General features: G+C 70.0%; 22 protein-coding genes and 1 pseudogene. 9 read left to right on the plus strand and 14 right to left on the minus strand.

Features of this window, described 5'->3' with window-relative positions:
* Positions 1-321, minus strand: a 321-nt coding sequence (locus D7X32_RS30775; RefSeq protein WP_208752589.1) for an SWIM zinc finger family protein, incomplete at its 3' end; no start/stop codon positions are given.
* Positions 322-629: 308 nt separating this feature from the next.
* On the opposite strand from D7X32_RS30775, the gene D7X32_RS30780 reads away from it, so the two are divergent.
* The 5 genes from D7X32_RS30780 (at position 630) to D7X32_RS30800 (ending at position 4,879) form a co-directional block, all read left to right on the plus strand.
* Positions 630-1,166, plus strand: coding sequence for an adenine phosphoribosyltransferase (locus D7X32_RS30780; RefSeq protein ID WP_120606137.1), 537 nt, complete (start codon positions 630-632; stop codon positions 1,164-1,166).
* A gap of 93 nt (positions 1,167-1,259) precedes the next feature.
* Complete coding sequence (locus D7X32_RS30785; protein WP_120606138.1) at positions 1,260-1,871, plus strand: TetR/AcrR family transcriptional regulator; 612 nt, start codon at positions 1,260-1,262, stop codon at positions 1,869-1,871.
* Between the two features lie 9 nt (positions 1,872-1,880).
* Complete coding sequence (coaD, locus tag D7X32_RS30790) at positions 1,881-2,378, plus strand: pantetheine-phosphate adenylyltransferase (RefSeq protein ID WP_120606139.1); 498 nt, start codon at positions 1,881-1,883, stop codon at positions 2,376-2,378.
* A complete protein-coding gene (locus D7X32_RS30795) occupies positions 2,375-3,121 on the plus strand; it encodes an MBL fold metallo-hydrolase (RefSeq protein ID WP_120606140.1) in 747 nt (248 codons plus the stop codon). Before coaD ends, D7X32_RS30795 begins: the two co-directional genes overlap by 4 nt.
* Positions 3,122-3,283: 162 nt before the next feature.
* On the plus strand, positions 3,284-4,879 hold the full coding sequence (locus tag D7X32_RS30800; protein ID WP_120606141.1) for a bifunctional metallophosphatase/5'-nucleotidase: 1,596 nt from the start codon (positions 3,284-3,286) through the stop codon (positions 4,877-4,879).
* 60 nt (positions 4,880-4,939) lie between these two features.
* On the opposite strand, the gene D7X32_RS30805 is transcribed toward D7X32_RS30800, so the two are convergent.
* From D7X32_RS30805 to D7X32_RS30815, 3 genes are read right to left on the minus strand one after another with little or no spacing between them, the layout of a single operon-like run.
* Positions 4,940-5,719 (minus strand): YdcF family protein, encoded by a 780-nt coding sequence (locus D7X32_RS30805; RefSeq protein ID WP_120606142.1) that lies wholly within the window; start codon positions 5,717-5,719, stop codon positions 4,940-4,942.
* A 12-nt stretch (positions 5,720-5,731) separates the two neighbouring features.
* The gene (locus tag D7X32_RS47655) at positions 5,732-7,567 is read right to left on the minus strand and encodes a serine/threonine-protein kinase (RefSeq protein WP_120606143.1); all 1,836 of its coding nucleotides are present in this window, start codon (positions 7,565-7,567) and stop codon (positions 5,732-5,734) included.
* Between the two features lie 60 nt (positions 7,568-7,627).
* Complete coding sequence (locus D7X32_RS30815) at positions 7,628-8,473, minus strand: NAD(+)/NADH kinase (RefSeq protein ID WP_120606144.1); 846 nt, start codon at positions 8,471-8,473, stop codon at positions 7,628-7,630.
* A 121-nt stretch (positions 8,474-8,594) separates the two neighbouring features.
* On the opposite strand from D7X32_RS30815, the gene D7X32_RS30820 reads away from it, so the two are divergent.
* Complete coding sequence (locus tag D7X32_RS30820) at positions 8,595-9,932, plus strand: replication-associated recombination protein A (protein WP_120606145.1); 1,338 nt, start codon at positions 8,595-8,597, stop codon at positions 9,930-9,932.
* Between the two features lie 27 nt (positions 9,933-9,959).
* On the opposite strand, the gene D7X32_RS30825 is transcribed toward D7X32_RS30820, so the two are convergent.
* The 3 genes from D7X32_RS30825 to D7X32_RS30835 form a co-directional block, all read right to left on the minus strand.
* A complete protein-coding gene (locus D7X32_RS30825) occupies positions 9,960-11,435 on the minus strand; it encodes a sigma-54-dependent transcriptional regulator (protein ID WP_120606146.1) in 1,476 nt (491 codons plus the stop codon).
* Complete coding sequence (locus D7X32_RS30830; RefSeq protein WP_120606147.1) at positions 11,432-13,012, minus strand: ATP-binding protein; 1,581 nt, start codon at positions 13,010-13,012, stop codon at positions 11,432-11,434. Before D7X32_RS30830 ends, D7X32_RS30825 begins: the two co-directional genes overlap by 4 nt.
* Positions 13,013-13,178: 166 nt before the next feature.
* Complete coding sequence (locus D7X32_RS30835) at positions 13,179-14,129, minus strand: GGDEF domain-containing response regulator (RefSeq protein WP_120606148.1); 951 nt, start codon at positions 14,127-14,129, stop codon at positions 13,179-13,181.
* Between the two features lie 127 nt (positions 14,130-14,256).
* Here D7X32_RS30835 and D7X32_RS30840 point away from each other — a divergent pair, with 127 nt between their 5' ends.
* Both D7X32_RS30840 and D7X32_RS30845 read left to right on the plus strand, forming a co-directional pair.
* A complete protein-coding gene (locus tag D7X32_RS30840; RefSeq protein ID WP_120606149.1) occupies positions 14,257-15,060 on the plus strand; it encodes a glycosyltransferase family 2 protein in 804 nt (267 codons plus the stop codon).
* A gap of 6 nt (positions 15,061-15,066) precedes the next feature.
* Entirely contained in the window at positions 15,067-15,903 is an 837-nt protein-coding gene (locus D7X32_RS30845) for a ChbG/HpnK family deacetylase (RefSeq protein WP_120606150.1), read from the plus strand.
* A 4-nt stretch (positions 15,904-15,907) separates the two neighbouring features.
* Here the strand turns inward: D7X32_RS30845 and D7X32_RS30850 are convergent, their stop codons facing one another.
* The 5 genes from D7X32_RS30850 to hemE all read right to left on the minus strand — a co-directional run bounded on the left by D7X32_RS30850 (position 15,908) and on the right by hemE (position 22,618).
* Positions 15,908-16,567, minus strand: coding sequence for a class I SAM-dependent methyltransferase (locus tag D7X32_RS30850; protein ID WP_120606151.1), 660 nt, complete (start codon positions 16,565-16,567; stop codon positions 15,908-15,910).
* A 114-nt stretch (positions 16,568-16,681) separates the two neighbouring features.
* Positions 16,682-17,821: a mannosyltransferase family protein gene (locus tag D7X32_RS30855; RefSeq protein WP_438358995.1), complete on the minus strand. Its 1,140-nt coding sequence runs from the start codon at positions 17,819-17,821 to the stop codon at positions 16,682-16,684.
* A gap of 96 nt (positions 17,822-17,917) precedes the next feature.
* A complete protein-coding gene (gene fadJ / locus D7X32_RS30860) occupies positions 17,918-20,155 on the minus strand; it encodes a fatty acid oxidation complex subunit alpha FadJ (RefSeq protein WP_120606152.1) in 2,238 nt (745 codons plus the stop codon).
* Positions 20,155-21,456: an acetyl-CoA C-acyltransferase FadI gene (gene fadI, locus D7X32_RS30865; RefSeq protein WP_120606153.1), complete on the minus strand. Its 1,302-nt coding sequence runs from the start codon at positions 21,454-21,456 to the stop codon at positions 20,155-20,157. Before fadI ends, fadJ begins: the two co-directional genes overlap by 1 nt.
* 118 nt (positions 21,457-21,574) lie before the next feature.
* Entirely contained in the window at positions 21,575-22,618 is a 1,044-nt protein-coding gene (hemE, locus tag D7X32_RS30870; protein WP_120606157.1) for a uroporphyrinogen decarboxylase, read from the minus strand.
* Positions 22,619-22,928: 310 nt separating this feature from the next.
* Between hemE and D7X32_RS30875 the strand changes: the two genes are divergently transcribed.
* Positions 22,929-23,276 (plus strand): hypothetical protein, encoded by a 348-nt coding sequence (locus D7X32_RS30875; protein ID WP_147450333.1) that lies wholly within the window; start codon positions 22,929-22,931, stop codon positions 23,274-23,276.
* A 15-nt stretch (positions 23,277-23,291) separates the two neighbouring features.
* Here the strand turns inward: D7X32_RS30875 and D7X32_RS30880 are convergent, their stop codons facing one another.
* Positions 23,292-23,921, minus strand: coding sequence for a carboxypeptidase-like regulatory domain-containing protein (locus D7X32_RS30880; RefSeq protein ID WP_120606155.1), 630 nt, complete (start codon positions 23,919-23,921; stop codon positions 23,292-23,294).
* Positions 23,921-24,337: pseudogene (locus D7X32_RS30885) on the minus strand (caspase family protein); the annotation flags it as partial. The gene D7X32_RS30880 and the pseudogene D7X32_RS30885, both read right to left, overlap by 1 nt.

The following is a 24,337-nucleotide window of genomic DNA, read 5'->3' on the forward strand; positions in this document are numbered from 1 at the left end:
GGCCGCGTAGATGAGTGCCACGGCGACCACGTGCTCGCAATGCGGGCCAGTGGTGTTCCACACCGGGCAGGTGCAGGAGGAAACAACTTTCCCCTCTCCGGGAATCAGGGCCACGTCATAGCGTTCGCCTGACGGACCCGCGACTTGCGCGCGGATGCGTTCGGGTTCACGCGTAAGGCCGAAGACGCGGCGGCCTTCAGCCACCTCTCGGCCTTTCTTGAACGTGGCGGGCTCGACCTCGGCCTTGAGGGCGCGGAGCCAGAGTCCGTCCTGCGGGGAGAGAGGGTCTCGGGTGTCAGCGGTGGTTTGCACGGCTTGCAAGGCCCCAGACTCCTTGGTCGGGGGGAACCGCCTCGCTTAACACAGTGAGCGGCTCCCCGCGCGCGGGAAAAAATACGGCGTCCGCCAGCCGATGCGGCCGGGCGGCGCGAAGCTGTGAGATCATCAACGTCCGCCATGCCCCGGTCCCGTCCCAGTCCGCCCGTTCTCCGGCCGTTGGCCCTGGGACGCTCCGTCCGGGGGCTCGCCAGGCTGGCTGTCACCCGGGGCGGGTACCCTGGGTCCCAGGTCCACTCCCGGTGTCATCCACCGGGCTGAACGCCGCTGTTCCCCTTCGGAGCCCCCACCCCATGTCCCTCGACCCCACGCTCGTCTCCGACCTCCAGGCTGTCCTGCGGGACGTTCCGGACTTCCCCAAGCCCGGCATCGTCTTCAAGGACATCACCCCCATGCTGGCCGACCACCGCCTCTTCGGCCGGGTGGTCACCGCCATGTCCGCCCCCTTCCGGGGCCAGCACATCACCAAGGTGGTGGGCGTGGAGTCGCGCGGCTTCCTGCTGGGTGCCCCCATCGCGCTGGCGCTGGAGGCGGGCTTCGTCCCCGCGCGCAAGCCCGGCAAGCTCCCCCACAAGCGCATCGTGGAGCGCTACTCGCTGGAGTACGGCGCGGACGGCGTGGAGATGCACGAGGACGCCATCCTCAAGGACGAGCGCATCCTCGTGGTGGATGACGTGCTCGCCACCGGCGGCACCGCCGACGCCACGGGAAGGCTCGTCACCCGGCTGGGCGGGCAGATTGTCGGCTACAGCTTCCTCATCACGCTCGACTTCCTCGAAGGCGCGAAGCGGCTGGGACCGGACAAGGTGACGTCCGTCCTCACCTTCTAGCCTCCGCACGGCGCTTCCGGACCCACGTCCGGTTGACGCCCGCGCAGGCCCTGTTTATAAGTTGGTCACACAACCTAGAAACAAGACCGCGCCATGCCACGTCCCTCCAACACCGAAGCGCGCCGGGAACAGATTGTCGCCGGGCTGCTCAAGGCCATGGCCGAGCGCGGCTACGAGGGCGCGTCGGTGGCGGAGATTGCCCGGGCCGCGGGCCTGAGCGCGGGGCTGGTGCACTACCACTTCGAGGACAAGCAGGAGATCCTCCTGACCCTGGTGCGGTCGCTGGCCTCGCGCGCGCGGCAGCGCTTCGCCACCCGCGTGTCGAAGCTCGCGGCGGACGATGCGCGCGGGCGGGTGGACGCGTTCGTGGACGCGTTCCTCGCCACCGGGCCGGACGCGGACGTGGCGGCGGTGGCGGGCTGGGTCACCATCAGCGCGGAGGCCATCCGGCAGCCGGAGGTCCGCGTCGCCTACGAAGAGGTGGTGCGCGCGGACCTGGAGCACCTGGAGGCGCTGGTCGCGGCGGTGGTGGGCAAGCGCCGCGCGCGTCCCCTGGCCGCGGGCCTGTTCGCCGCCATCCAGGGGTACTTCGTGCTCTCCGCGAGCGCCCCCGGGCTCGTGCCTCCGGGCTCCGCGGCGGGCACCGTGAAGCGCATGGCCGCGGGGCTTCTGGACGCGGCGACTTCTTCTTCTCCGGAGCCTTGAGGTGTCGTGATGACCATCGCCATCTACGCAGGCAGCTTCGACCCCGTCACGGCGGGACACCTGTCGGTGGTGCGCCAGGCGGCGCGCCTCTTCAGCCACGTCGTCGTCGTGGTGGCGGTGAACCCGAACAAGCGCACGTTGCTCACCGCGGAGGAGCGCATGTCGCTCATCCGTGAGGCCGTGGCGCGGCACCCGAACGTCTCCGTCACCTTCACCGAAGGCCTCATCGTGGAGCTGGCGCGGGAGATTGGCGCGAGCGTCCTGTTGCGCGGCGTGCGCGGCGCCACCGATGCGCAGTTCGAGACGGAGCTGGCGCAGATGAACCGCGCGCTGGCGCCGGAGCTGTCCACCCTCTTCCTTCCCGCGGAGGCGCACCTGGCGGAGGTGTCCAGCAGCGCCCTCAAGGAGCGCCTCACGCGCGGCGAGGACGTGTCCGCCTTCTGCCCTCCCGCCGTCATCGCGAAGCTGCGCGAGCGGCTGTCCCCTTCCCTCCGGAGCCATCCATGAGCCTGTCCTTCATTCCCCTGGGCGTCGGTGATGCCTTCTCCGCGCTGCACTACTCGTCGTGCCTCGCGGTGGAGGCGGAGGACCAGGTGCTGCTCATCGACTGTCCGCACCCCATCCGCAAGATGATGCGCGAGGCGTCCGAGTCCTCCGGCGTGCACCTGGACGTGGAGCGCGTCAGCGCCGTGGCCCTCACGCACCTGCACGCGGACCATGCCTCCGGCCTGGAGAGCCTGGCGTACTTCTCCTTCTTCGTGCTGCAGCGGAAGATGGAGCTGCTCGCGCACCCGAGCGTCACGCGCCGCCTCTGGGAGGGCCACCTCGCCGCGGGCATGGAGTGCCTCATCGAGCAGCACGGCGCGGGGCCCAACGAAAAGCACTTCGAGGACTACTTCACGCACACGCCGCTGCACCTGGAGCGCGCGGTGAAGCACGGTCCGTTCGAAATCGAGTGCCGCTTCACCTACCACCACGTGCCCACCACCGCGTTCCGCATCCGCGCCGGGGGCCGGTGCCTGGGCTACAGCGCGGACACCGCGTTCGACGAGGGGCTCATCTCCTGGCTGTCCGAGGCGGACCTGGTCATCCACGAGACGAACTACGGCGTGCACACGCCCTACGAGAAGCTGGCGGCATTGCCGGAGCCCACCCGCGCGAAGATGCGCCTCATCCACTACCCGGACCCGTTCGACAGTGCGGGCAGCGTCATCGAGCCGCTGGCGCAGGGCCGGCGCTACACCGTCTGAGGGAGGAGCGCGCGGCTGGCTGGAAGCCCTTCATCCTTCAGGAAGAAGGGCTTGGGGCTTGCGCGTTGCGCCATATCCGGTCCGCTCGCCTTCACGCGCCGAGTGCGCTAGGCCGAGAGGGATTGGCGCTCCCCCGTGCCCCCGCAAGAGAACGACTGTCCGATGATGACGAAGACCGTGAGCACCTGGGCGGTGCTGCTGCCGCTCGCGCTGGTGCTGGCCACCCGTTCCGCTGGGGCCGCCGAGCCGACGACGCCGCCTGCTGACACCGTCCGCCTCACGATCCTCCACCTCAACGACGTCTATCAATTCCAGCCCACCGCCCAGAACCGGGGCGGTCTGTCGCGCGTGGCCACGCTCAAGCAGCAGGCGCTGAAGGAGTCGCCGCACGTCCTCACGCTGCTGGCGGGGGACACGATCTCACCTTCGGTGGAGTCCTCCGCGGAGGTGGCGGGCGAGGCGCTCAAGGGCAAGCAGATGATCGACGCTTGGAACGCGCTCGGTCTGGACTACTCCACGGTGGGCAACCACGAGTTCGACTTCGGGGACGACGTGCTGCGCGCGCGCCTCCAGCAGTCGCGCTTCCCGTGGCTGGGCGCCAACGTGATGAGCGTGAAGTCCGGGCAGGTGTTCGACGGGCTCAAGGCGTGGGACCTGCGCGACGTGGGCGGCGTGAAGGTGGGCATCTTCGGGGTGGTGCTGCCGGAGACGCAGACCTCCTCCAAGCCGGGCAAGGACACGCGCATCACGCCGTTCTGCGAGGCGGCGAAGCGCTCCGTGGAGGAGCTGCGGGCCGCGGGCGCGCAGTTCGTGATGGGGCTCACGCACCTGGCGGTGGCGCAGGACCGGGAGCTGGCGAAGTGCGTGCGCGTGGACCTCATCATCGGCGGGCACGACCACGACCGCGTGCAGGAGACCGTCGCGGGCACGCCCATCTTCAAGCTGGACGAGGACGCCATCGACCTGGGCCGCGTCACGCTGGACCTGGATGCGAAGACGGGCGCGGTGAAGAAGCTGGCGTGGAAGGTGATTCCCATCACGTCGAAGACGCCCGACGACGCGGCGTTCAACGAGCAGATGAAGCCCTATGCGCCGCTGCTGGCCACGCTGGCGGAGCGCATTGGCCGCTCGCCGGTGGCGCTGGATGCGCGCAGCGCGCAGAACCGGGTGGGGGAGACCAACCTGGGCTCGTTCCTGGCGGATGCGTTCCGCGAGGCGATGGGCGCGGACGTGGCGCTCGTGAACGGCGGCGCCATCCGCGCGGACCGGGTGCTGCCCGCGGGGAAGATGACGCGGCGCGAGCTGTACTCGCTCATGCCCTACCGCAACGAACTGGTGGTGCTCCAGGTGACGGGGGCCATGCTGCGCGCGGCGCTGGAGAACGGCGTCAGCCTGAGCAGCGTGGACGGCAAGCCGCCCGGCCGCTTCCCGCAGGTGTCCGGCATGCGCTTCACCTACGACCTGAGCAAGAAGCCGGGCGCGCGGGTGACGAAGGTGGACGTGAAGGGCAAGCCGCTGGACGACGCGGCGGTGTACCGGATGGCCACGCTGAGCTTCGTGGCCCAGGGCAACGACGGCTACACCATGTTCAAGGACCTGCCCTTGCTGCCCGCGCCCCGGGAGGACCTGTCGCCGTGGGACGCGCTCAGCCATGCGTTCAGCACCGGCAAGCCCGCGCCGCGCGCGAAGCCCCAGGGCCGCATCGCGCTCATCGGCGCGCCCCCGGGCGGACTGCACGCGCCGCCGTCGATGAAGTAGCCCGAGGGCCCAACCGGTCCGACAGTCGGACAGGTTCGCGCCGCATGAGGCCGGGCGCGCCTACCGCCAGGGCGCGGTCCAGCCTCGCAGCCGATAGACGGTCCGCCCCGCCAGCTCCCGCAGCATGTCCGTGCTCTGGTTGAGCGCCCCCGAGCGCGGCAGCCAGCTCAGCTTCGCGGGCGGCAGCGTCGACGAGCGGAGGTCCACCGCGAGCGTGTCCGCGCGCAGCCCCACCGCCGCGAAACAACCGGCCGCGCGGGGCAGGTGCGCGGCGCTCGTCACCAGGAGCAGCGACTTCCAGCCGTGCGCGCGCACCAGGGGCTCCGACTCCAGCGCGTTCTCGCGGGTGTTCCGGCTGCGCCCTTCCTTCACGATGCGCTCGGGGGAAATGCCCCAGTGCTCCAGCTGCGCGGCCAGCACGTCCGCCTCCACCACCGCCTCCGGCCTCGCGTCCAGGTTGCCGGCCGTGATCAGCACCTGCCGCGCCCGGCCGTCATGCAGCAGCTCGAAGGTGCGCATCATCCGCTCCGGCGCGGCGTTGTACTCCGGCTGCCCCGAGCGCTCCGTGGCCGCCGCGTCCAGCCCCCCGCCCAGCAGGATGACCGCGTCGTAGACCGTGTCCGGCCGGTACGTGCTCACCGCGTCCGCCTCCGTCGCGCGCGTCAGCAGCGCCACCGTCGGCTCGATGGAGAACGCGTACAGCACGCCCAACGCCGCCAGCTGGGACACCAGCGACAGGCGCTTCCACCGGCGCAGCACCACGCCCCCCACGCCCAGAAGCAGCGCCCAGGTGAGCGGCGACAGCAGCAGGTCCAACACCTTCGACAGGAGGAGGAACATCGCCGTGCGGCTCTACCGCGCCGCCTTCGCGTTGAGGTACTTGCGCGCCTCGGCCGCTCCAGGCCCGCGCGGCCGCAGACCCAGGTAGCGCTGGTAGCCCTCGCGGGCCATCGCGTCCCGGTCCGTCAGCACGCCCACCCGGCCCAGGCCCAGGTGGCACTCCGCGGCGGTCTCCTTCAGCTCCAGGCACTTCCAGAACTTCTCACCGGCCTCCAGCGCCTTGCCCGCCACGAGCAACTGCTGGCCCAGCGTGTACGCCGCCCCCGCGTCCGCGGACTGCGCCATCCACCCCGAGGCATCGCGCGCTTCGCTTCGGGCGTTCATCGGGATCCGCTTGCGGGCCACCGAGTCCTGCGGCCCGTCCTTCACCCGCGGCTCCACCACCGGCTCGGGCGCAGGGGGCGGCGGCGGCAGGCGCTCCAGCGTCACCTGCACGCGCTCCGGTACCGCCGCCTGCGACACGGTGGTCACCCACGGCTGATACCCCACGAACCGCAACGCCAGCTGGTGCGAGGCCTCCCCCGGCACGACCTTCAGCACCATGGGCGTCGTCCCCACCTGCTTGCCGTCCCAGCGCACCTCCGCGCCCGGCGGGCTCGACACCACCTGGAGGGGGCGCACCTGGGGCGAGTCCTGGTGGGACAGCAGCGCCTGCACGACGAAGAAGAGCACCGCCACCGCGGCGAACGCCGCCCAGACCCAACCCGGCAGTCCGCCGGACGCCGCCTCGGTGCCGGAGCCCGTCAGCGCCCCGGGCACGTGCTCGTTCGGGAACGCCGTCTCATGCGCGCGGTGCACCGAGGACGCCCGCTCCGGCTCGTCCATTCCGCCCGGGCCCTCCTCTCCCGTCCACACCGCCACCTGGCGCAGGAAGGACTCCGGAATCCGGGGCGGCTGGCCCGCGAGCTTCAACTCCTCCTCGAACAGCCAGCCAATGAGGTGGCGCAACGTGGACGCGGGGAACAGCGGCGCCCGGTACGCGAGCCACTCCGCCAACGCGCGCTGGAAGTCCTCCGCGCTGGTGAAGCGGTCATCCCGCCGCAGCGCCAGCGCCCGCGACACCAGCGCTCCCAATGACGGGTCCAGGTCCGGCACGTACGCCTGCGTGGGCGTGAGGTCGCCCGTCGCGATGCGCTCCATCACCGAGCCCGTGTCCCCTTCCGCGGGCCTGCGGCCGGTGAGCATTTCGAAGAGCACCACGCCCGCCGTGTACACGTCCGAGCGCGCGTCCAACGCCTCCGCCCGCGTCTGCTCCGGGGACAGGTAGAGGAACTTGCCGCGCACCACGCCCGCTTCCGTCTCCGGCCGCCCGGCCAGCTGCGCCTTCGCGATGCCGAAGTCGGTGAGCTTCACCTCGCCCTCGTAGCTCACCAGGACGTTGTCCGGAGACACGTCGCGGTGCACCAGGCCCAACGGGCGGCCCTGCTCGTCGCGGCGCGTGTGCGCGTGGTGCAGGCCCTTGCAGACCTCCACCATCACCTGCACGGCCAGCGGCGCCGGCAGGTGCGCCATCCCCTTCAGCTTCAAGCGCTTGAGCAGCTTGGACAGGGGCTGCCCGTCCACCCACTCCATGGCGAGGAAGTACTCCCCCTCCTCCTGCCCGAAGTCGAAGACCTGGACGATGTTGCCGTGCGACAGCCCCATGGAGATGCGCGCTTCGTTGAGGAACATCTGCACGAAGGCGGGGTCCAGCGCGTACGGGTCCCGCACGCGCTTGATCACCACGGACCGGGACACGCCCTCCGCCACGGTGTAGCGCGCGCGGTGCACCACGGCCATGCCGCCCGCGCCCAGGCGTTCCTGCAGCTCGTACTTGCCGAAACGCGTCGTGTGCGCACCCGTCGTCACGGGCCGGACGCTACCCCACCGCTCCCCCCGGAGGGGAGCCCCATCCCCGGGCCCGGAGGCTCAGCGCTCGCCCCAGTGGAGCTTCTGCCGGAGGATGGTGAAGAAAGCCACGCGGGGGTTGCGCACCAGGCCCACGCGGTTGGGCGAGCGCACCACTTCAATGCAGTCCCCGCCCTGGAGCGAGTGCCCCGTCTGCCCGTCCAGCGTGAGGTACGTGTCCGCCGTCTCGCTCTTCAGCGTGACGCGGATGGTGCGGTCCGCCGGCACCACGATGGCCCGCTGGGTCAGCGCGTGCGAACAGATGGGCGACAGGATGGTGCAGTCCACCGACGGATGCACGATGGGGCCGCCCGCGGACAGCGAGTACGCCGTGGAGCCGGTGGGCGTGGCCAGGATGACGCCGTCCGACTTGTACGTGGTGATGGGCACCCCGTCGATGGACGTCTCGTGGTCCGCGATGCGCGCGAGCGCGCCCTTGTTGATGACCACGTCGTTGAGGATTTCGTCCTCGATGAGGACCTTGCCCCCGCGCATGAGCCGGCAGGACAGCTTCATCCGCGAGTCCACGTGGAAGTTCCCCGCCAGCACGTCGTCCAGCCGGCTGAAGAGCTCCTCCACGGAGATCTCCGTCATGAAGCCCAGGCTGCCCAGGTTGACGCCGATGATGGGCACGTTGCGTCCGCCCAACAGGCGCGCCGCGTAGATGAGCGTGCCGTCACCGCCCAGCACCACCACGGCGTCCGCGCGGACCGCCAGTTCCCGGTCCTCGATGCGCGGCCAGTTCAGCGCATGCGCCAGGGCGCGGTCCGCCAGCACCGTCAGGGACGGGTGGCGCTGTTGGATTTCCGCCGCCAGGGCCACGGCCTGCGGGGTGTCTCGCTTCGCGACGATGACCAGGGTCTGCACGCCCCCCGGGTTCTAGTCCAGCCAGCCAACCGTCCTCGCCAGGAAAATGACGCGGCTGCCCAGCCCCGGACATCACAAGGGGGCGCGGCAGGGCGGCTGGGACGCTAGGTTTGGAGGCCCCATGGACCTCTTCGACCACGCCAGCCAGAAGGAACAGGCCGTCCTGGCGCCGCTCGCCGAGCGCATGCGCCCCACCTCGCTCAGCGAATACCTGGGCCAGGAGCACCTCACCGGAGAGGGCCGCTTCCTGCGCCGCGCCCTGGAAAGCGACCAGGTGCCCAGCCTCATCCTCTGGGGCCCCCCCGGCACCGGCAAGACGACGCTCGCCCAGCTCGTCGCGCGCTCCACCGGCGCCGCCTTCGAAACCATGTCCGCGGTGCTCGCGGGCGTGAAGGACATCCGCGAGACGGTGGCCCGCGCCCAGGACCGCTGGAAGTTGAACCGCCAGCGCACGCTGCTGTTCATCGACGAAATCCACCGCTTCAACAAGTCGCAGCAGGACGCGCTCCTGCCCCACGTGGAGAAGGGCACCGTCACGCTGATTGGCGCCACCACGGAGAACCCGTCCTTCGAGGTGAACGCCGCGCTCCTGTCGCGCTGCCGCGTCATCACCCTGCGTGGCCTGGAGCAGGAGGAGCTCATCGCCGTCATGCGCCACGCGGTGGCGGACCCGCGCGGCCTGGGCGGCAAGGTGACGGTGGACGACGCGGCGCTGGAGTTCATCGCGGACGCGGCCGGCGGTGACGCGCGCAAGGCCCTCACCGCGCTGGAGGCCGCGGCGGCGTACGGCCGCACGGCGGTGGACCGCAAGGTGGCGGAGGAAGCGCTCCAGCAGAAGATGCTGCTCTACGACAAGGGCGGCGAGGAGCACTACAACGTCGTCAGCGCGTTCATCAAATCCATGCGCGGCAGCGACGTGGACGCCGCGCTGTACTGGATGACGCGCATGCTGGAGGCGGGCGAGGACCCCGTCTTCATCTTCCGCCGCATGGTCATCTTCGCGTCGGAGGACGTGGGCAACGCGGACCCGCGCGCGCTGGGCGTGGCGGTGGACGCGCTGAGGGCCTTCCAGCTCATGGGCCTGCCGGAGGGCACCCTGCCCCTCACCCAGGCCGTGACGTACCTGGCGCTCGCGCCCAAGTCGAACGCCGTCATCGCCGCGTACGCGGCCGTGCGCGAGGCCGTCACGAAGGAGGGCGCGCTGCCGGTGCCCATGCACCTGCGCAACGCGCCCACCAAGCTGATGAAGTCGCTGGGGTACGGCGGCGGGTACAAGTACCCGCACAACTTCGAGGGCAACTACGTCCCGGAGGACTACCTGCCCGAAGCGCTGCGCTCGCGCTGCTTCTACACCCCGACGCGCAACGGCTTCGAGGCGGAGCTGTCCGAGCGCTACGAAGCCATCCAGCAGCAGCTCGCCGCACGGCGCGGCGAGCGGGAGCCCGGGGAGGACGGCTGAAGCGCCGTCACTCCCCGAGGGGCAACCTCAGGACACCGCTTCCAGGACGGGGACGCCCGGGCCGTTGTCCGAGTCCGGGCCCTTGGGCGAGCGCGGCTTCATGCTGCGGCCGGCCACTTCGTACTGCTTGAGCAGGCGGCGGAAGTTGGAGCGGTCCACGCCGGCCGCGCGCGCCGCGCTGGACACGTTGTGGTTGTTCTTCTCCAGCAGCGCGGACAGGTAGCGGCGCTCGAAGGCGCGCATGGCCAGGCGCTTGGCCTGGGCGTACGGCAGGTGCGCCAGGCTGAACACCTCCACCGCCGAGTCGGCCTGGGGCGCGGCCTGGAAGCCGGGCGGCAGGTCCTCCACGTCGATGGCGTCGTTGGCCGTCAGCACCACCGCGCGCTCGATGACGTTCTCCAGCTCGCGCACGTTGCCCGTCCACCGGTTGCAGGTGAGGGCCTCCATGGCGCGCGGGCTGATGCCGGTGACCTTCTTGTCCGCCTTGGAGGCGTAGACCTTGAGGAAGTGGTGCGCGAGCAGCGGCACGTCCTCCGGGCGGTCGCGCAGGGGCGGCAGGTCGATGGTGATGACGTTGAGGCGATAGAAGAGGTCCTCGCGGAACTTGCCCTGCTCCTTCGCGCGGGACAGGTCCACGTGCGTGGCGGCGATGACGCGCACGTCCACCTTCACGGGCTCGTTGGCGCCCACGCGCTTCACCTCACCCTCCTGCAGGACGCGCAGCAGGCGCACCTGGGTGGCGGGGGGCACGTCGCCAATCTCGTCCAGGAAGATGGTGCCGCCGTCGGCCGCCTCGAAGAGGCCCTTCTTGTTGCCGGTGGCGCCGGTGAAGCTGCCCTTCACGTGGCCGAAGAGCTCGCTCTCCAGCAGCGTCTCCGTCAGCGCCGAACAGTTGACGGCGACGAACGGCTTGTCACGGCGGGCGCTGCGGTAGTGGATGGCGCGCGCGACCAGCTCCTTGCCCGTGCCGCTCTCACCCTGGATGAGCACCGTGGCGGTGGAGTGGCTGACGGTCTCCACCAGCTTGAACACGGCGCGCATCTGCGAGGACTGACCGATGAGGTCCTCGAACTGGCTGCGCGCGGTGAGCGCCTCCTCCAGCGCGCGGGTGCGGTCCTTCAGCGCCTTGCGCTCGGCGGCCTTGGCCACCGTGAGGCTCACCTCGTCGATGTTCTCGAAGGGCTTGGTGAGGTAGTCGTACGCGCCCGCCTTCACCGCCTCCACCGCCGTCTCCACGGTGGCGAAGGCCGTCATCATGATGACCTCCACGTCCGGGCGGTCCGCCTTGATGGCGCGCAGCAGGTCCATGCCGGACAGGTGCGGCATCTTGATGTCGAGCACGACCACGTCGATGGACGGGTCCTTCGCCGCCGCGAGCCCTTCCACCGCGTCGTCGATGGCGACGACCGGGTGGCCTTCCCGCTGGAGGATCTGGGTGACGGCCTTGAGGACGACGGAGTCGTCATCGACGACGAGGACCTTGGCGCGCTTGACTTGGTTCACGGCAACCTCTCGAGCTGCAGGGGAATAGGCAGGTAGACGGTGAAGCGGGAGCCCTGGCCCACGTGGGTATCCACCTGGAAGGTGCCCCCGTGGTCCTGGACGATGCGATAGGCGATGGAAAGCCCCAGGCCGGTGCCCTCGCCGGGCGGCTTGGTGGTGAAGGACGGCTCGAAGATGCGCGGCAGGTGGCGCTCTTCAATGCCCGTCCCGGTGTCCGTCACCGCGAAGAAGGTCCGGTCGCCCTCGCGCCCCGTCTCCAGGGACAGGCGGCCTTCCGCCTTGGGCAGCGCCTGGAGGCCGTTCTGCAGCAGGTTGAGCACCACCTGCGCGAGCGTGCCGGGGTCGCCGTACACCTTGGGAAGCCCGTCCTTCAGGCCCAGCTTCAGCTCCACCTTGGGCATGGACTTGAGCTGCGCGCGGAAGAGCACCGCGGCGTCATCCACGCACTTGGACAAATCGAACGCGCGGCGGTCCTCCACGCGGCTGTGCCGGCTGAACTTCAGCAGGCTCTCCACGATGCGCTTGCAGCGCAGCGCGCTCTCTTCAATCAGCTTCAGCGACTCCAGGTCGTTCGCGCTGCGGCCCGCGTCGCGGGACATGAGCTGCGAGAAGGCGAGGATGCCACCCAGCGGGTTGTTGATTTCGTGCGCCACGCCGCCCGCGAGCTGGCCCACCGCGGCCATCTTCTCCGTCTCGATGAGCCGGCGCGTCATCGCCTGCTCTTCCGTGACGTCGCGGTAGGTGCACACCGCGCGGTCGTCGCCCGCGAACGGGTACGCGGCCACCACGTAGCTGCGGCCGCCCTGCTGCACTTCGCCGCGCGCGCCCTTGCCCGTCTCCATGGCGGAGGGCAGCGGGCAGCCCGTGCACGGCGTGTCCCGGCCGAAGAGGTACTGGTGGCACGGGACGTCGGAAGGCACCTCTTCGATGGAGCGGCGGGCCACCTGCGCGTAGGCGACGTTGGCCCGGCGCACCGCGAAGTCCCGCGCGCGCACCACCGCGAGCGGCGTCTCCATGCAGTCGAAGGACAGCTCCCACTCGCGCTTGGCGGTGGACAACAGGCGCGTGCGCAGCGCGACGCGCTCTTCCAGGTCCGCGTTGAGCTGCTTGAGCTCCGCGTTCTGCTCCTGGGTGACGCGGTAGAGCCGGTCGTTCTCCGTGTGGAGCGCGTACTGCTCGAAGGCGCTCTTCACCGTGAGCACCAGGTGGCTGTCGTTCCAGGGCTTGGAGATGAAGCGGAAGATTTCGGAGCGGTTGATGGCCTCTTCGATGGCCTGCTGATCCGCCTGCCCCGTGAGCATGATGCGCTGGGCCCGGGGCTCCTGGAGCTTCACCTGGGTGAGGAACTCCACCCCGTTCATCCCCGGCATGCGGAAGTCGGAGATGACGACCTCCGGGTGGAAGCGCTCCAGCGTGCGCAGGCCGGCTTCCGCGTCCGTCGCCGTCTCGATGTCCCACTCACCACGGCGCAGCACCCGCCGGATGGACTTGAGGATGTTCTCCTCGTCGTCAACGAGCAGCAGCCGCCCTCGGGCGACCGGGTCCTGCGCCTGCGCTTGAGCTCCGAGGGTTCCCATGGACTTTCCGGGAATCGACATTTGCAATGACCTTGCCAAACCGGAGATTTGGATAAACCCCGGCAATCACGCCCCTTTTCAGAGACATGACAAAAAGGGGCAAGGTCATCATAGACCCACCGACCCCAACGGGGTCAAATGAGACCCCGGGTGTTTGACCCCTGGGTCAGCCAGCCCGTGAAGGCGGCGCGGAAAACAGGGGTGCGGGAGGGTGCAGGCAGATGCGGTCGCGGCCCTCGCGCTTGGCGCGGTAGAGGGCCTCGTCGGCGGTGAGCAGCAGCTGCTCCGGGGTGAGGATGGCACGGTGGGGGAAGCTGGAGACACCCAGGGACGCGGTGACGCGCAGGGCGCCCTCCGGACCCGCGTGCAACTCGTTGATTCCCTTGCGGATTCGCTCCGCCACGGTGAGGGCGCCGGGCAGGTGGGTGCAGGGCAGGAGGATGGCGAACTCCTCCCCTCCGTAGCGGGCCACCAGGTCCGTCTCACGCACGCTGTGCTGGAGGGAGGCGGCCACCTCCCGCAGGACGCGGTCCCCGGCGCCGTGGCCGTGGGCGTCGTTGACGTTCTTGAAGTGGTCCAGGTCCACCAGGATGAGCGACAGGCTCTCGTCGTAGCGCTGCGAGCGGCGGAACTCCTCGCGCAGCCGCTCCTGGAAGTAGCGGTGGTTGTGCACCTGGGTGAGCCCGTCCGTCACCGCCAGGCGCCGCAGCTCCTCCACCTGGGAGTGAAGTGACTTCAACTGGGAGTGCGCCTCCAGGCTCCGGTAGAGCCGCAAACGCAGCTCTTCGTCGTCCCAGGGGGTCAGAATCACCTCAGCCCCCCTGCGCAAAGCGGCGAGCCGCAGGGCCCGATCCTCCGGAGGCGCCAGAACCACCACGGCAGGTCGGGGCGCCGGTTGTGGTGGGGTGAGGGCTTCCAGGAGTCCCTGAGCCACCGGCTCGTCGGGACCGCCGGAGCAGAGCAGGACACCGTCTACCTCCTGGGTCAGCCCCAGCGCCTCCGTCCCGGAGCGCGCCACGCGGAGGGCGAAGTCCTCCGGGCCGAGCGTGCGCACCAGCTGGGGCAGCAGCGTCTGCGAATCGTCCACGACCAGAAGCGTGTAGGGCTGGGTTTTCACCGTGTCCCCGTAAAATGATGACTACGCGGTACTATAGGGGTTTCCCACGAGAAGGGCCATGGGGTTTGCCAGCGCGTTGCCCCTCTGCTAGCGAGCCTCCGTTTCTTTCTGGACGGAACAGCGCGACATGACGACCGTGGCCAAGGCCAAGTACCCGAGCATCAGCCTCTTCTTCCCCGCCTGGAACGAAGAGGACTACGTGGAGCGCGCCGTGAGCCGCGCCCTGGAAGTGCTGCCCCAGCTCACCGACGACTTCGAAATCATCGTCGTCAATGACGCCTCCACGGACCGGACCCAGGAGGTCTGCGACGCGCTGGCGGCGAAGGTGCCTCAGCTGCGGGTCATCACGCACCCGGTGAACCTGAAGCTGGGCGGGGCGATGCGCACGGGGCTGGCGGCGAGCACGAAGGACCTGGTGCTCTATTCGGACATCGACCTGCCGTGGGACATGCGCGAGCTGGAGCGGGCGCTGCACCTGATGAACTACCTGGAGGCGGACATGATCTGCGCCTTCCGGTTCGACCGCACGAGCGAGGGCCCCAAGCGCATCGTGTACTCGTTCGTCTACAACCTGCTCATCCGGGCGCTGTTCGACATCCAGATCAAGGACGTGAACTTCAGCTTCAAGCTGATGCACCGCCGGGTGCTGGAGTCGATGGAGCTCAAGAGCCAGGGCTCGTTCATCGACGCGGAGCTGGTGGTGAAGGCCATCCGCAAGGGCTTCCGCGTGTTCCAGATGGGCGTGGACTACTTCCCGCGCACGCGCGGCATCTCCACGCTGGCATCGCCGTCGGTCATCCTGAAGATGGTGAAGGAGCTGGTGAACCTGTACCCGGAGACGCGCTCGCCGCCGCCGCCGGGCACGCCGGTGCGGCTGCCGCCGTCGGTGCAGCCGTTGCGCCCGGTGCCGGGCCACGCGGGGCGCGGGTAGGACGGCATGGCGTCGCGCACGCGCCTCATCGTCAACGCGGACGACCTGGGCCTGCATCCGTCGCTGGACGCGGGCATCCTGAAGGCGCACCGCGAGGGCATCGTGACCAGCGCGACGTTGTTGGCCACGGGGCCTTCCGCGGCACAGGCCGTGGAACGGGCGACGGCGCAGGGGCTGGCGGTGGGCGTGCACCTGGCGCTGTCCACGCGGCTTGCGTGCGCGGCCCCCGCTGAAGCCGTGCGGACGGTGGCGCCGGGCGGGCGGCTTCGGGGCAGTTGGGCGGACTTCGCGAAGGCGTGGCTGACGGGGCGCGTGCGGCGCGAGGAGCTGGAGCGGGAGCTGTCCGCGCAGCTCTCCCGCGCTCGGGAGCTGGGCGCGAAGGTGGATCACCTGGATGGGCACCAGCACCTGCACCTGTTGCCGGGGGTGCGGTCGGTGGTGGAGGGAATCGCGGCGCGTGAGGGGCTGCCCCTGCGATGGCCGGATGCGCTGCCTCGCCCGTCGTGGCTGCGGGCTCCCGGGCCGGCGCTGAAGACGACGGTGCTGGCGGTGCTCGCGCGCACGGCGCCCCGGGCCCGGCCGGGCGTGCGGCGGGTGAGCGCGGGTGGCGTGTTCGAGGCGGGCCGGCTGGATGAGCCCGCGCTGCTGGCGGTGCTGGACGCGCTGCCGGCGGGGGACTTCGAGCTGGGGTGCCATCCCGGTGAGGGTGCGCCCCATGTGCCGGAGGATCCGGCGTGGACCTATGGCTGGGAGGCGGAGCTGGCCGCGCTCACCAGTCCTCGCGTGAAGGCGAAGCTCGTGGAGCGGGACATCGCGCTCGCGAACTACGGCGAGCTGGGCTGAGCCTTCAGCGGGCTTCGGCGTCGTAGAGCAGGTGCGGCGTCGTGTAGCCCTCGCCCAGCCCCACCACTTCACGCACCTCGAAGCCCGCGTCACGGAGGAGCCGCACTCCGTCCACCCGGGGCTTGAGCACCATGCCGCCGCTGGCCTTGGTGCGCCCCAGGAGCGACACCATCACCCACTCCTGCGCGAGCGCCTTGGCGTGCTTCCAGGAGTGGTCCCCCTCCACTTCCTTCAGCAGGAAGCGGCCTCCGGGCTTGAGCAGGCCGCGCACGGATTGGAGGAAGCCGGACCACTTCGCATCCGGCAGCAGGTACAGCACGTCGCAGACCACCACCGCGTCGAGCGCGTGCGGCTGCGTGCGCGCGAGGTCTTCCACGGAGCCCACGTCCAGCGTCACGTTGGGCAGCCCTGACAAGGCCTGCTTCGCCCAGTGCACCTTGCGCTCGTCCAGGTCCACGCCCAGCACCCTGCGCTCCGGCACCGCGAGCGCCATCACCGCGGACAAGAGGCCGTGCCCGCAGCCGATGTCCGCCACCGTCCCGGAGGGCAGGCGCGACGCCACCGCCAGCAACGGGGCCGACGACGCCCGCGCGTGCACGTGGAAGCGCTCGCTCGGGGGCAGGTGCGCGTAGAGCTCCAGCGCCTGGGCCATGAGCCCGCTCATGACGCGGCCTCCGCGCTCGTGGCCACCGGGTCCGCGCCACGCGCCAACGCTCGCCCCATCCGCCCGCTCATGACGCGGCCTCCGCGCTCACGAGCGCTCGCCCCATCCGCCCGCTCACGACACGTACTCCGCCGCTCCGTACGCCGCCGCCAGCGCCAGCATCACGCACGCGCTCGTGGCCAGCACGCCCCACCGCAAGCGCGGCCTCTCTCGCAGCAGCAGCGCCAGCGTGAGGAACAGCGGGAAGGCGGCCAGGAGGTAGCGGCCCATGCCCATGAAGTCCTTGCTGGACATGGCGGGCAATCCCACGATGGCCAGCGTGTACACGCCATAGCCCCACCCCAGCCGCTTCGCCGTGGGCCACACCAGCGCGAGCGCCCCCACCGTGACGGCCGCGTGCCCCACCAGCCGCAACCCGTCCGACAGCGACATCTCCCGGCTGAAGCCCTGGAACCAGCGCAGCTTCGCCCACGTGCGCCAGCCCGGCTTCTGGTCCCACCCCGGCGCGGACTGCACCTTCACGAACGCGAACGGCTCGCCGAACGCCTTCCACTGGTAGAGCACGTACAGCACGAAGCCCGCCGCCGCGAACACCGGCAACAGGTCCAGCAGGTTCCACTTCTGGCCGCGCTCGTGCTTCCACTCCAGCCGCCGCGCCAGGAGCCCCACCACCAACGCGGGCGCCACCGGCCGCGCCGCCGTGGCCACCGCCGCGAGCAGCACCGCCCACCCCAGCTGTCCCCGCTCCAAGAGCAGGAACGCCCCGATGATGAGCAGCAGGAACAGCGCGTCCGAATACATGGCCCCGTAGAGGAAGAACGCGAACGGGTAGAACGCCAGCAAGAGCCCCGCGTTCCGCGCCGCCTCTTCATCCGCCCGCGTGCGCGCCCACAGCGTGAACACGTACAGCGCGCCCAGGCCACACAGCATGGTGACGAGCACGCCCGCGAGGAACGTGTCCACGTGCACCAGGCCCAGGCCGCGCAGCACCAGCGGGTACAACGGGAAGAACGCCACCGGGCTCTGCTGGCCTGGCGCGTAGCTGTAGCCCTCCGTCGCGATGCGCGCGTACCAGCCGGCGTCATAGCGCGCCCAGCCCAGCAAGACGGGGGCGCCCGGCCACGTCAGCCGCGCGGGGCTGTAGCCCTGCGGGAACGCGAGCGCGGACATCGTCACCAACGCGGTGCACACCACCAGGGCGGCGAGCCCGGCGGTCAGGACGGCACGAGGAGCGGAACGGACCATGCGGGCCATGCCCTTGGTCCAGAACCGCCCCCCGCGTCAAGTCAGGCCCGGAAACGGGGAGAGGACCGTGAGCCGTCCCCTCCCCCGCCCCGGTGCGTCACGACGTCAGGCCTCGTAGAAGCCCTTGCCGGCGCGGACCTTCTCCACCAGGAGCGGCGCGGGCGTGAAGCGCTCGCCGTACTTGTCCTGGTAGTGCTCCAGCTTGCGCAGCAGGTTGGACGGGCCCAGCGCGTCCGCGTACCGGAACGGGCCGCCCAGGAACGGCGGGAAGCCCAGGCCGAAGATGGCGCCCACGTCGCCGTCGCGAGGGCTGCGCAGGATGCCTTCACCCAGGCAGCGGATGGCCTCGTTCACCATCTGCAGCGCGACGCGCTCCGCCATCTCCGCCGCGTCCAGGGACTTGCGGTCCTTGCCGTGCGGCAGCAGCAGGTAGACCTGCGGGTCCACCTCCTTCTTCTTCCCGTCCTCGTACAGGTAGAAGCCCTTGTTCGTCTTGCGGCCCAGGCGGCCGTCGGACACCACGCCCTCCAGCGCCTTGGGCGCCGACATGCGCTTGCCGAACGCGGCCTCCATGATGGGCCCCACCTTCTGGGCCACGTCGATGCCCACCTCGTCCAACAACGTGATGGGCCCCACCGGGAAGCCGAAGTCCACCAGCGCCTTGTCCAGCTGGACGATGTCCGCGCCTTCCGCCAGCAGGTACGCCGCCTCGTTCATGTACGGCGCGAGGATGCGCGACGTGTAGAAGCCCGGTCCGTCGTTGACGACGATGACCGTCTTGCCCTGCTTCTTGCCCACGTCCACGCACGTCGCCGTCACCCACTCCGCCGTGCCCGGGTGCGTGATGATCTCCAGGAGCGGCATCTTGTGGACCGGGCTGAAGTAATGCATCCCAATCACCTGCGAGGGGCGCTTGCTGCCCTTCGCCAGCTCGCCAATGGGCAGGCTGGAGGTGTTGGACGCGAAGATGGTGTTCTCGCCGGTGACGGCCTCCACCTCCGCGATGACCTGGTGCTTGAGCTTCAGGTCCTCGAACACCGCTTCGATGATCAGGTCCACCGACTTGAAGCCGCTGTAGTCCGTGCCCGCGGTGATGTTGGACAGCTTCGCGTTCGACTCGCGCGGGGTGAGCGAGCGGCGCTTCACGCGCTCGTCCAGCACCGTCTGCACCTGCTTGAGCGCGCGGCCCGCGCCCGCGTCGTCCCGGTCCTTCACGCGCACGGGCACGCCCTGGAGCACGCCGGCCACGTAGGCGATGCCGCCGCCCATCAGGCCGCCGCCCAGCACGCCCACCTTCTTCACCTCGCGCGCCTTCACGCTGGCGTTGGCGGTGCCGTTCTCCTTCTTCAGCGCCGTGGTGGCGAAGAAGATCTCCACCAGCCGCCGCGACACGTCCGTGAACACCAGCTCGCCAAAGGCCTTGGCTTCCGCCTCCAGGCCCGCCTTGCGGCCGGACTCCAGGCCCACGCGGATGACCTGCAGCGCCTTCTCCTGCGCGGGGTACTTGCCGCGCGTCTTCTTCAGGAGCGCCTTCTTCGCCTGGTCGAACAACACCTTGCGGCCAAGGGGGTTGTCCTCCAGCGCGGCCTCCGCCCACAGGTCCTTGCTGATGAGGCCCTGGAAGAAGCCCGCCAGGCCCTTCTTCTTGCCGCTCTGGGCCACGGCCTTGAAGCCCTGGTGCGCGCGCTCCACCTTGAGCGTGCCCGCCGCCAGTTCCTCCGCGCGCTTGAGCGCGATGTCCTTCAGCATGGGCACGGGAACCACTTCATCCACGATGCCCAGCTTCTTCGCCTTGGACGGCTTGACGTTCTTGCCGGTGAGGATGAGATCCAGCGCCGCCTGCGCGCCAATCAACGCGGGCAGCCGCTGCGTGCCGCCGGCGCCGGGGATGAGGCCCAGCTGCGTCTCCGGCAGGCCCACCACCGACTTGGGGCTGTCCGTGACGATGCGGTAGTGGCACGCGAGCACCCACTCCAGGCCGCCGCCCAGGCACGCGCCGTGGATGGCCGCGACCACCGGCTTGGAGAAGGCCTCCAGCTGGTCGAACTGCGCGTGCGCCCCGCGGCTGATGGCCTCCACGTCGGCCGGGGTCTTGATCGTCTGAAGGAAGTCGATGTTCGCGCCGGCGACGAAGTTGTCCTTCTTGCCGGAGATGAAGACGACGGCCTTCACTTCCGGGTCCCGCTCCGCCTGCTGGAGCAGCGTGGTGAACGCGGTGCCCGTTTCCGGGGACAGCGTGTTCACCGGCGCGCCCGGCTGGTCCACGGTGATGACCGCGACGCCGTTCGTGACGTCGTAGCTCAAGCCCTGCTTCGCTTCGACTGCCTCTTGCTTGGTCGCCATCACGCACGCTCCAGGATGACCGCGGCGCCCAGCCCGCCCGCGGCGCAGACGGTGCACAGCACCGTGTTCTTGTTCCGACGCTTCAGCTCGTTCAGGGCCTGCGTGACGATGCGCGCCCCGGTGGCACCGAACGGGTGCCCGATGGAGATGGAGCCACCCGTCACGTTCAGGATGGAACGGTCCACTTCACCGACCGGCGCGTTGAAGCCCGCCTTCTTCGCGAACTCCTTGGACGCCAGCGCCTGGAGGTTGCTCGCCACCTGCGCGGCGAAGGCCTCGTGCATCTCCACCAGGTCGATGTCCGAAAGCTTCATCCCCGCGCGCTTGAGTGCCACGGGCGCCGCGTACGCCGGGCCCTGGAGCAGCTGGTCACCCGGGTCCGTGGCCGCGAACGCGTGCGAGCGCAGGAAGCCCAGCGGCTCGTAGCCCAGCGCCTTCGCCTTCTCCTCGCTCATCAAGAGCAGCGCCGCGGCGCCGTCCGTCAGCGGGGACGCATTGCCGGCGGTGACGCTGCCATAGCGGCGGTCGAACACCGGCTTGAGCTTGGACAGCGCCTCCAGGCTGGTGTCCTCGCGCACGATGTTGTCCTTCGTGGCGGACTGCTCGTACTTGGGCGGCACGAGGACGTGCATCACCTCGCCGTCGAAGCGGCCCTCCCTCCACGCCTTCGCCGCGTTCTGGTGCGAGTTGAACGCGATGAGGTCCTGCTCCTCGCGGCTGATGCCGTTCTCCTTGGCCATCTTCTCCGCGCTCTCGCCCATGGTCTCGCCGGTGGAGTACTCGGCGATGGCGGGGGGCACGGGGATGAGGTCCTTGGCCTTGAGCTTCTGGAAGGGCTTGAGCTTGTCCGGCAGGCTCTTGCCCTTGGACGACGCGGCCAGCGCGTGCGCCAGGGGGCGGCTGGTGAAGATGGGCGCGTCGGACAGGGACTCGGTGCCGCCCGCGATGATGACGTCCGCGTCACCCAGCGCGATGGCGTTGGCGCCCGCCACCAGGGACTGGATGGAGGTGGCACAGGCGCGCGCCACGGTGAAGGCATCGATGCGCTTGGGCAGGCCCGCCGCCAGCACCACTTCACGCGCGATGGAGGGCGCGGTCAGCGTGGGGATGACCTGTCCGAAGACGACCTGGTTGATTTCGTTCGGGTCCAGGTCGCTGCGCTGCACCAGCTCCTGGACCACCATCCGGCCCAGGTCCAGCGCCGTCAGTCCGGCGAAGACGGTGCCCGCCTTCGCGAACGGCGTCCGCAGTCCGCGAACGATGGCCACCCGACGGTGGCCGTTGCGCTTCTCGCTTGCCATGTGTGCCTCACCCTCTGTGAAACGAGTGAGGCGCTTCTAACGGCGGGCAATGCACCGCGTCAACGCTCGATTGATTCTTGAGTCAACTGCCCATCAGGAGGGCGGGCGGGCGCCCGGTTCAGCCCAGGGTGCCCTGGCGGAGGGCGGCGCCGTGCTTGTGGACGGCCTCCACGAGGAACTTCGCGGCCTCCGGGTCCGTGGGCGGGAGGATGCCGTGGCCCAGGTTGAAGATGTGCCCGGTGGGGCCGGCGCGGCGGAGAATGTCCTTCACGCGGCCGTCCAGCTCCTCGCGAGGGAGGAAGAGGTGGAGCGGGTCCAGGTTGCCCTGCGTGGCGACGTCCGGCCCGAGGATGCGGCGGCCCTCGTCCACGGGGCAGCGCCAGTCCAGGCCGATGACGTCCGCGCCGGTGCGCTTCAGGAGCGGCAGGTGCGGGGTCATGTTGACGCCGAAGAGGATGACGGGGACGCCGGTGGCCTTGAGCTCCGTCACCATGCGGGTGAGGTACGGGAGGCTGAAGCGTTCGAAGTCCCAGGGGGACAGCTCGCCGCCCCAGGAGTCGAAGATCTGCACGATGCTGGCGCCGGCCTCCACCTGCATCTTGAGGTACGGGATGAGGGTGTCGGTGAGCTTCTGGAAGAGGCGGTGGGCCACTTCGGGCTGCTCGAAGAGCAGGCGCTTGATCTGGATGTAGCTCTTGGAGCCGCCGCCCTCGACCATGTACGCGGCCAGGGTGAAGGGCGCGCCCGCGAAGCCGATGACGGGCACGGAGTCGTTGAGGGCCTTGCGCGTGCGGCGGATGGCTTCGGCGACGAAGCCGGTGCCTTCCACGGGGTCGGGGACGCCGAGCTTGTCGATGTCCGCGGGGGTGCGCAGCGGGTCGGGGAAGTGGGGGCCCTTGTCACCCAGCTCCAGGTGGATGCCCATGGCCTCCACGGGGATGAGGATGTCGGAGAAGATGATGGCGGCGTCCACGCCCAGGCGGGTGATGGGCTGGACGGTGACCTCGGCGGCCAGGTCCGGGTTCTTGCAGAGGTCCAGGAACGCGATGTTGCCGCGGATGGCTCGGTACTCGGGCAGGTAGCGGCCCGCCTGACGCATCAGCCACACGGGGGTGGTGTCGGTGGGCTGGCGGCGCGCCGTGCGCAGGAGTCGGTCGTTCACGTCGTCACCTTGGGAAGGCGGGAGGGAGTCACGGGCTTCACGGCCCGGGGTGTACCCTATCTTCATGACCCGGTTGAACCGATACGTTCCAGGTCTGCTCGCGCTCGCATGCATGGCCTGCGCGACGGGGCGGACGGCGGCCCCTGCCCGGCCTCAGTGGCCGCGGCCTCATGAGCTGGTCCGCTGGGAACCGGTCCCTGGGGTGAGCGTCGTGGCGCCTCGCCTCCCGCCAGGTGTCACCGAGGCAGCAACCGGAACCACCCGCGTCGTCTGCGATCCGATGCGGTCCCATGACGTGACCACGTGGCCCATGGCTCACCTCGATCTCGTCTGCTCATGGGAACACGTGAATTTCTCCAGGCAGTTCCGACTGGACTGGTACCCCGATGCCTTCGAGCCTCGGGCATCTCCGGAAGAGAATCTCCGGCGGCTTGAAGAATTGGAGGTCAAGCCCTTCGCACGAGACCAGTACACGCGTTTGCCGGCTCCCTGGATGGGCTGGGAGTGGCACGGCCCGGGTGAGGGACAGATCATCCAGGACCGATGGATTGTCGTTGGAACCGGGCTCCTTTTCCTTCAGGCAATCTCCGTCAAAGAAGACCCGTTCCCCGAGGGCGAGGCCTTCCTCGACTCGCTGCGGGTCACCGCTACGGAATGACGGTAGAGCCGAGGTTCAGCCGCCGTCCTTCCCGCCGCCGTGGTCGTCGCCTCCGTCGTCATCACCGCCGCCACCGTCGTCATCCGCGGGAAGCGTGATGTCGCGCACGAGCTGCTCTCCCTCGCGGACGCAGATCTCCTCTTCGACGTCCTCCAGGTCGTCGGCCTTCACCTCCAGCTCGTAGCAGCCCACGGGCAGCGGCCCCAGGCGCGCTTCGCCGTTGCTGGCATCGGCCTTGATGCGGTCCAGCCCCGTCCCCTTCACCTCGACCTCGATGCCGGACGGAATGGCGCCCCGTTCGTCCATCACCCGCACGGTGAGGAAGGCTCCGGGCGCGGACGCGATGTCGCCCACGTCGGTGACCCGGGCGCCCTGGGCCACCACGGGCTTGCGCGCCGCGCGCGTGCGGGAGGCGACCACGAACAGCTCCAGCGAGGTGGCGGGCACGCCGTCCAGTTGGAAGCTCCCATCCGAGGCCACCGACGCGCGCAGGTCGGTGCGGCCCATCACGCTCACGCGCGCCACGTCCGCCTCCACGCCGAGGATGCGCCCCCGCACCGTGCCCGTCTGAAGGGAGCTGTTGTCGAAGCCGCCACACCCGGCCATCGCCAGCACCAGGACCCAGCCGCATGCCTTGGCTCGCATCAGAAGCGGTACCCTCCTGCCAGCATCAGGCCTCCAAAGCCCACCGTGCGCGTCTGACCATCCACCGGAACGTAGGCCCACAACGCCTGCGCGCGCGCCTCCACCGTCCACACAGGACTGAAGCGGAACGACAGCGCGGCCATCCAACCCGGCCACGCCGTCACGTAGCGCTCGCTCCGGTCCAACAGCTCCAATTGGAAGGAGCGCTCCAGCCACAACCCGGCCACGCGCGGGCCTGTCGAAAGGCCCAGCCGGCCCCACGTCCACGTGGGCCCCAGCGCCACGCCCACGAGCAGCGTGCGGTGCCGCACCGGCACGAAGCCTCCCGGATCCAATCGCAGCGACTGGCTCCCCTGCCCCGCGGCCACGTCCACCCAGAGGTCCAGCTTGCCGTCCAGGAGCACGCCCTCCCAGCC

It is taken from the genome of Corallococcus carmarthensis, assembly GCF_003611695.1.
Taxonomy (GTDB): Bacteria; Myxococcota; Myxococcia; order Myxococcales; family Myxococcaceae; genus Corallococcus; species Corallococcus carmarthensis.

Excerpts from the sequence above, each read along its gene's own strand:
- D7X32_RS30780 (WP_120606137.1), top strand. The coding sequence starts at position 630 with ATGTCCCTCGACCCCACGCTCGTCTCCGACCTCCAGGCTGTCCTGCGG.
- D7X32_RS30785 (WP_120606138.1), top strand. The coding sequence starts at position 1,260 with ATGCCACGTCCCTCCAACACCGAAGCGCGCCGGGAACAGATTGTCGCC.
- coaD (WP_120606139.1), top strand. The coding sequence starts at position 1,881 with ATGACCATCGCCATCTACGCAGGCAGCTTCGACCCCGTCACGGCGGGA.
- D7X32_RS30795 (WP_120606140.1), top strand. The coding sequence starts at position 2,375 with ATGAGCCTGTCCTTCATTCCCCTGGGCGTCGGTGATGCCTTCTCCGCG.
- D7X32_RS30800 (WP_120606141.1), top strand. The coding sequence starts at position 3,284 with ATGATGACGAAGACCGTGAGCACCTGGGCGGTGCTGCTGCCGCTCGCG.
- D7X32_RS30805 (WP_120606142.1), bottom strand. The coding sequence starts at position 5,719 with ATGTTCCTCCTCCTGTCGAAGGTGTTGGACCTGCTGCTGTCGCCGCTC.
- D7X32_RS30820 (WP_120606145.1), top strand. The coding sequence starts at position 8,595 with ATGGACCTCTTCGACCACGCCAGCCAGAAGGAACAGGCCGTCCTGGCG.
- D7X32_RS30830 (WP_120606147.1), bottom strand. The coding sequence starts at position 13,012 with ATGGGAACCCTCGGAGCTCAAGCGCAGGCGCAGGACCCGGTCGCCCGA.
- D7X32_RS30840 (WP_120606149.1), top strand. The coding sequence starts at position 14,257 with ATGACGACCGTGGCCAAGGCCAAGTACCCGAGCATCAGCCTCTTCTTC.
- D7X32_RS30845 (WP_120606150.1), top strand. The coding sequence starts at position 15,067 with ATGGCGTCGCGCACGCGCCTCATCGTCAACGCGGACGACCTGGGCCTG.
- D7X32_RS30850 (WP_120606151.1), bottom strand. The coding sequence starts at position 16,567 with ATGAGCGGGCTCATGGCCCAGGCGCTGGAGCTCTACGCGCACCTGCCC.
- D7X32_RS30855 (WP_438358995.1), bottom strand. The coding sequence starts at position 17,821 with ATGGCCCGCATGGTCCGTTCCGCTCCTCGTGCCGTCCTGACCGCCGGG.
- fadJ (WP_120606152.1), bottom strand. The coding sequence starts at position 20,155 with ATGGCGACCAAGCAAGAGGCAGTCGAAGCGAAGCAGGGCTTGAGCTAC.
- fadI (WP_120606153.1), bottom strand. The coding sequence starts at position 21,456 with ATGGCAAGCGAGAAGCGCAACGGCCACCGTCGGGTGGCCATCGTTCGC.
- D7X32_RS30875 (WP_147450333.1), top strand. The coding sequence starts at position 22,929 with ATGGCTCACCTCGATCTCGTCTGCTCATGGGAACACGTGAATTTCTCC.
- D7X32_RS30880 (WP_120606155.1), bottom strand. The coding sequence starts at position 23,921 with ATGCGAGCCAAGGCATGCGGCTGGGTCCTGGTGCTGGCGATGGCCGGG.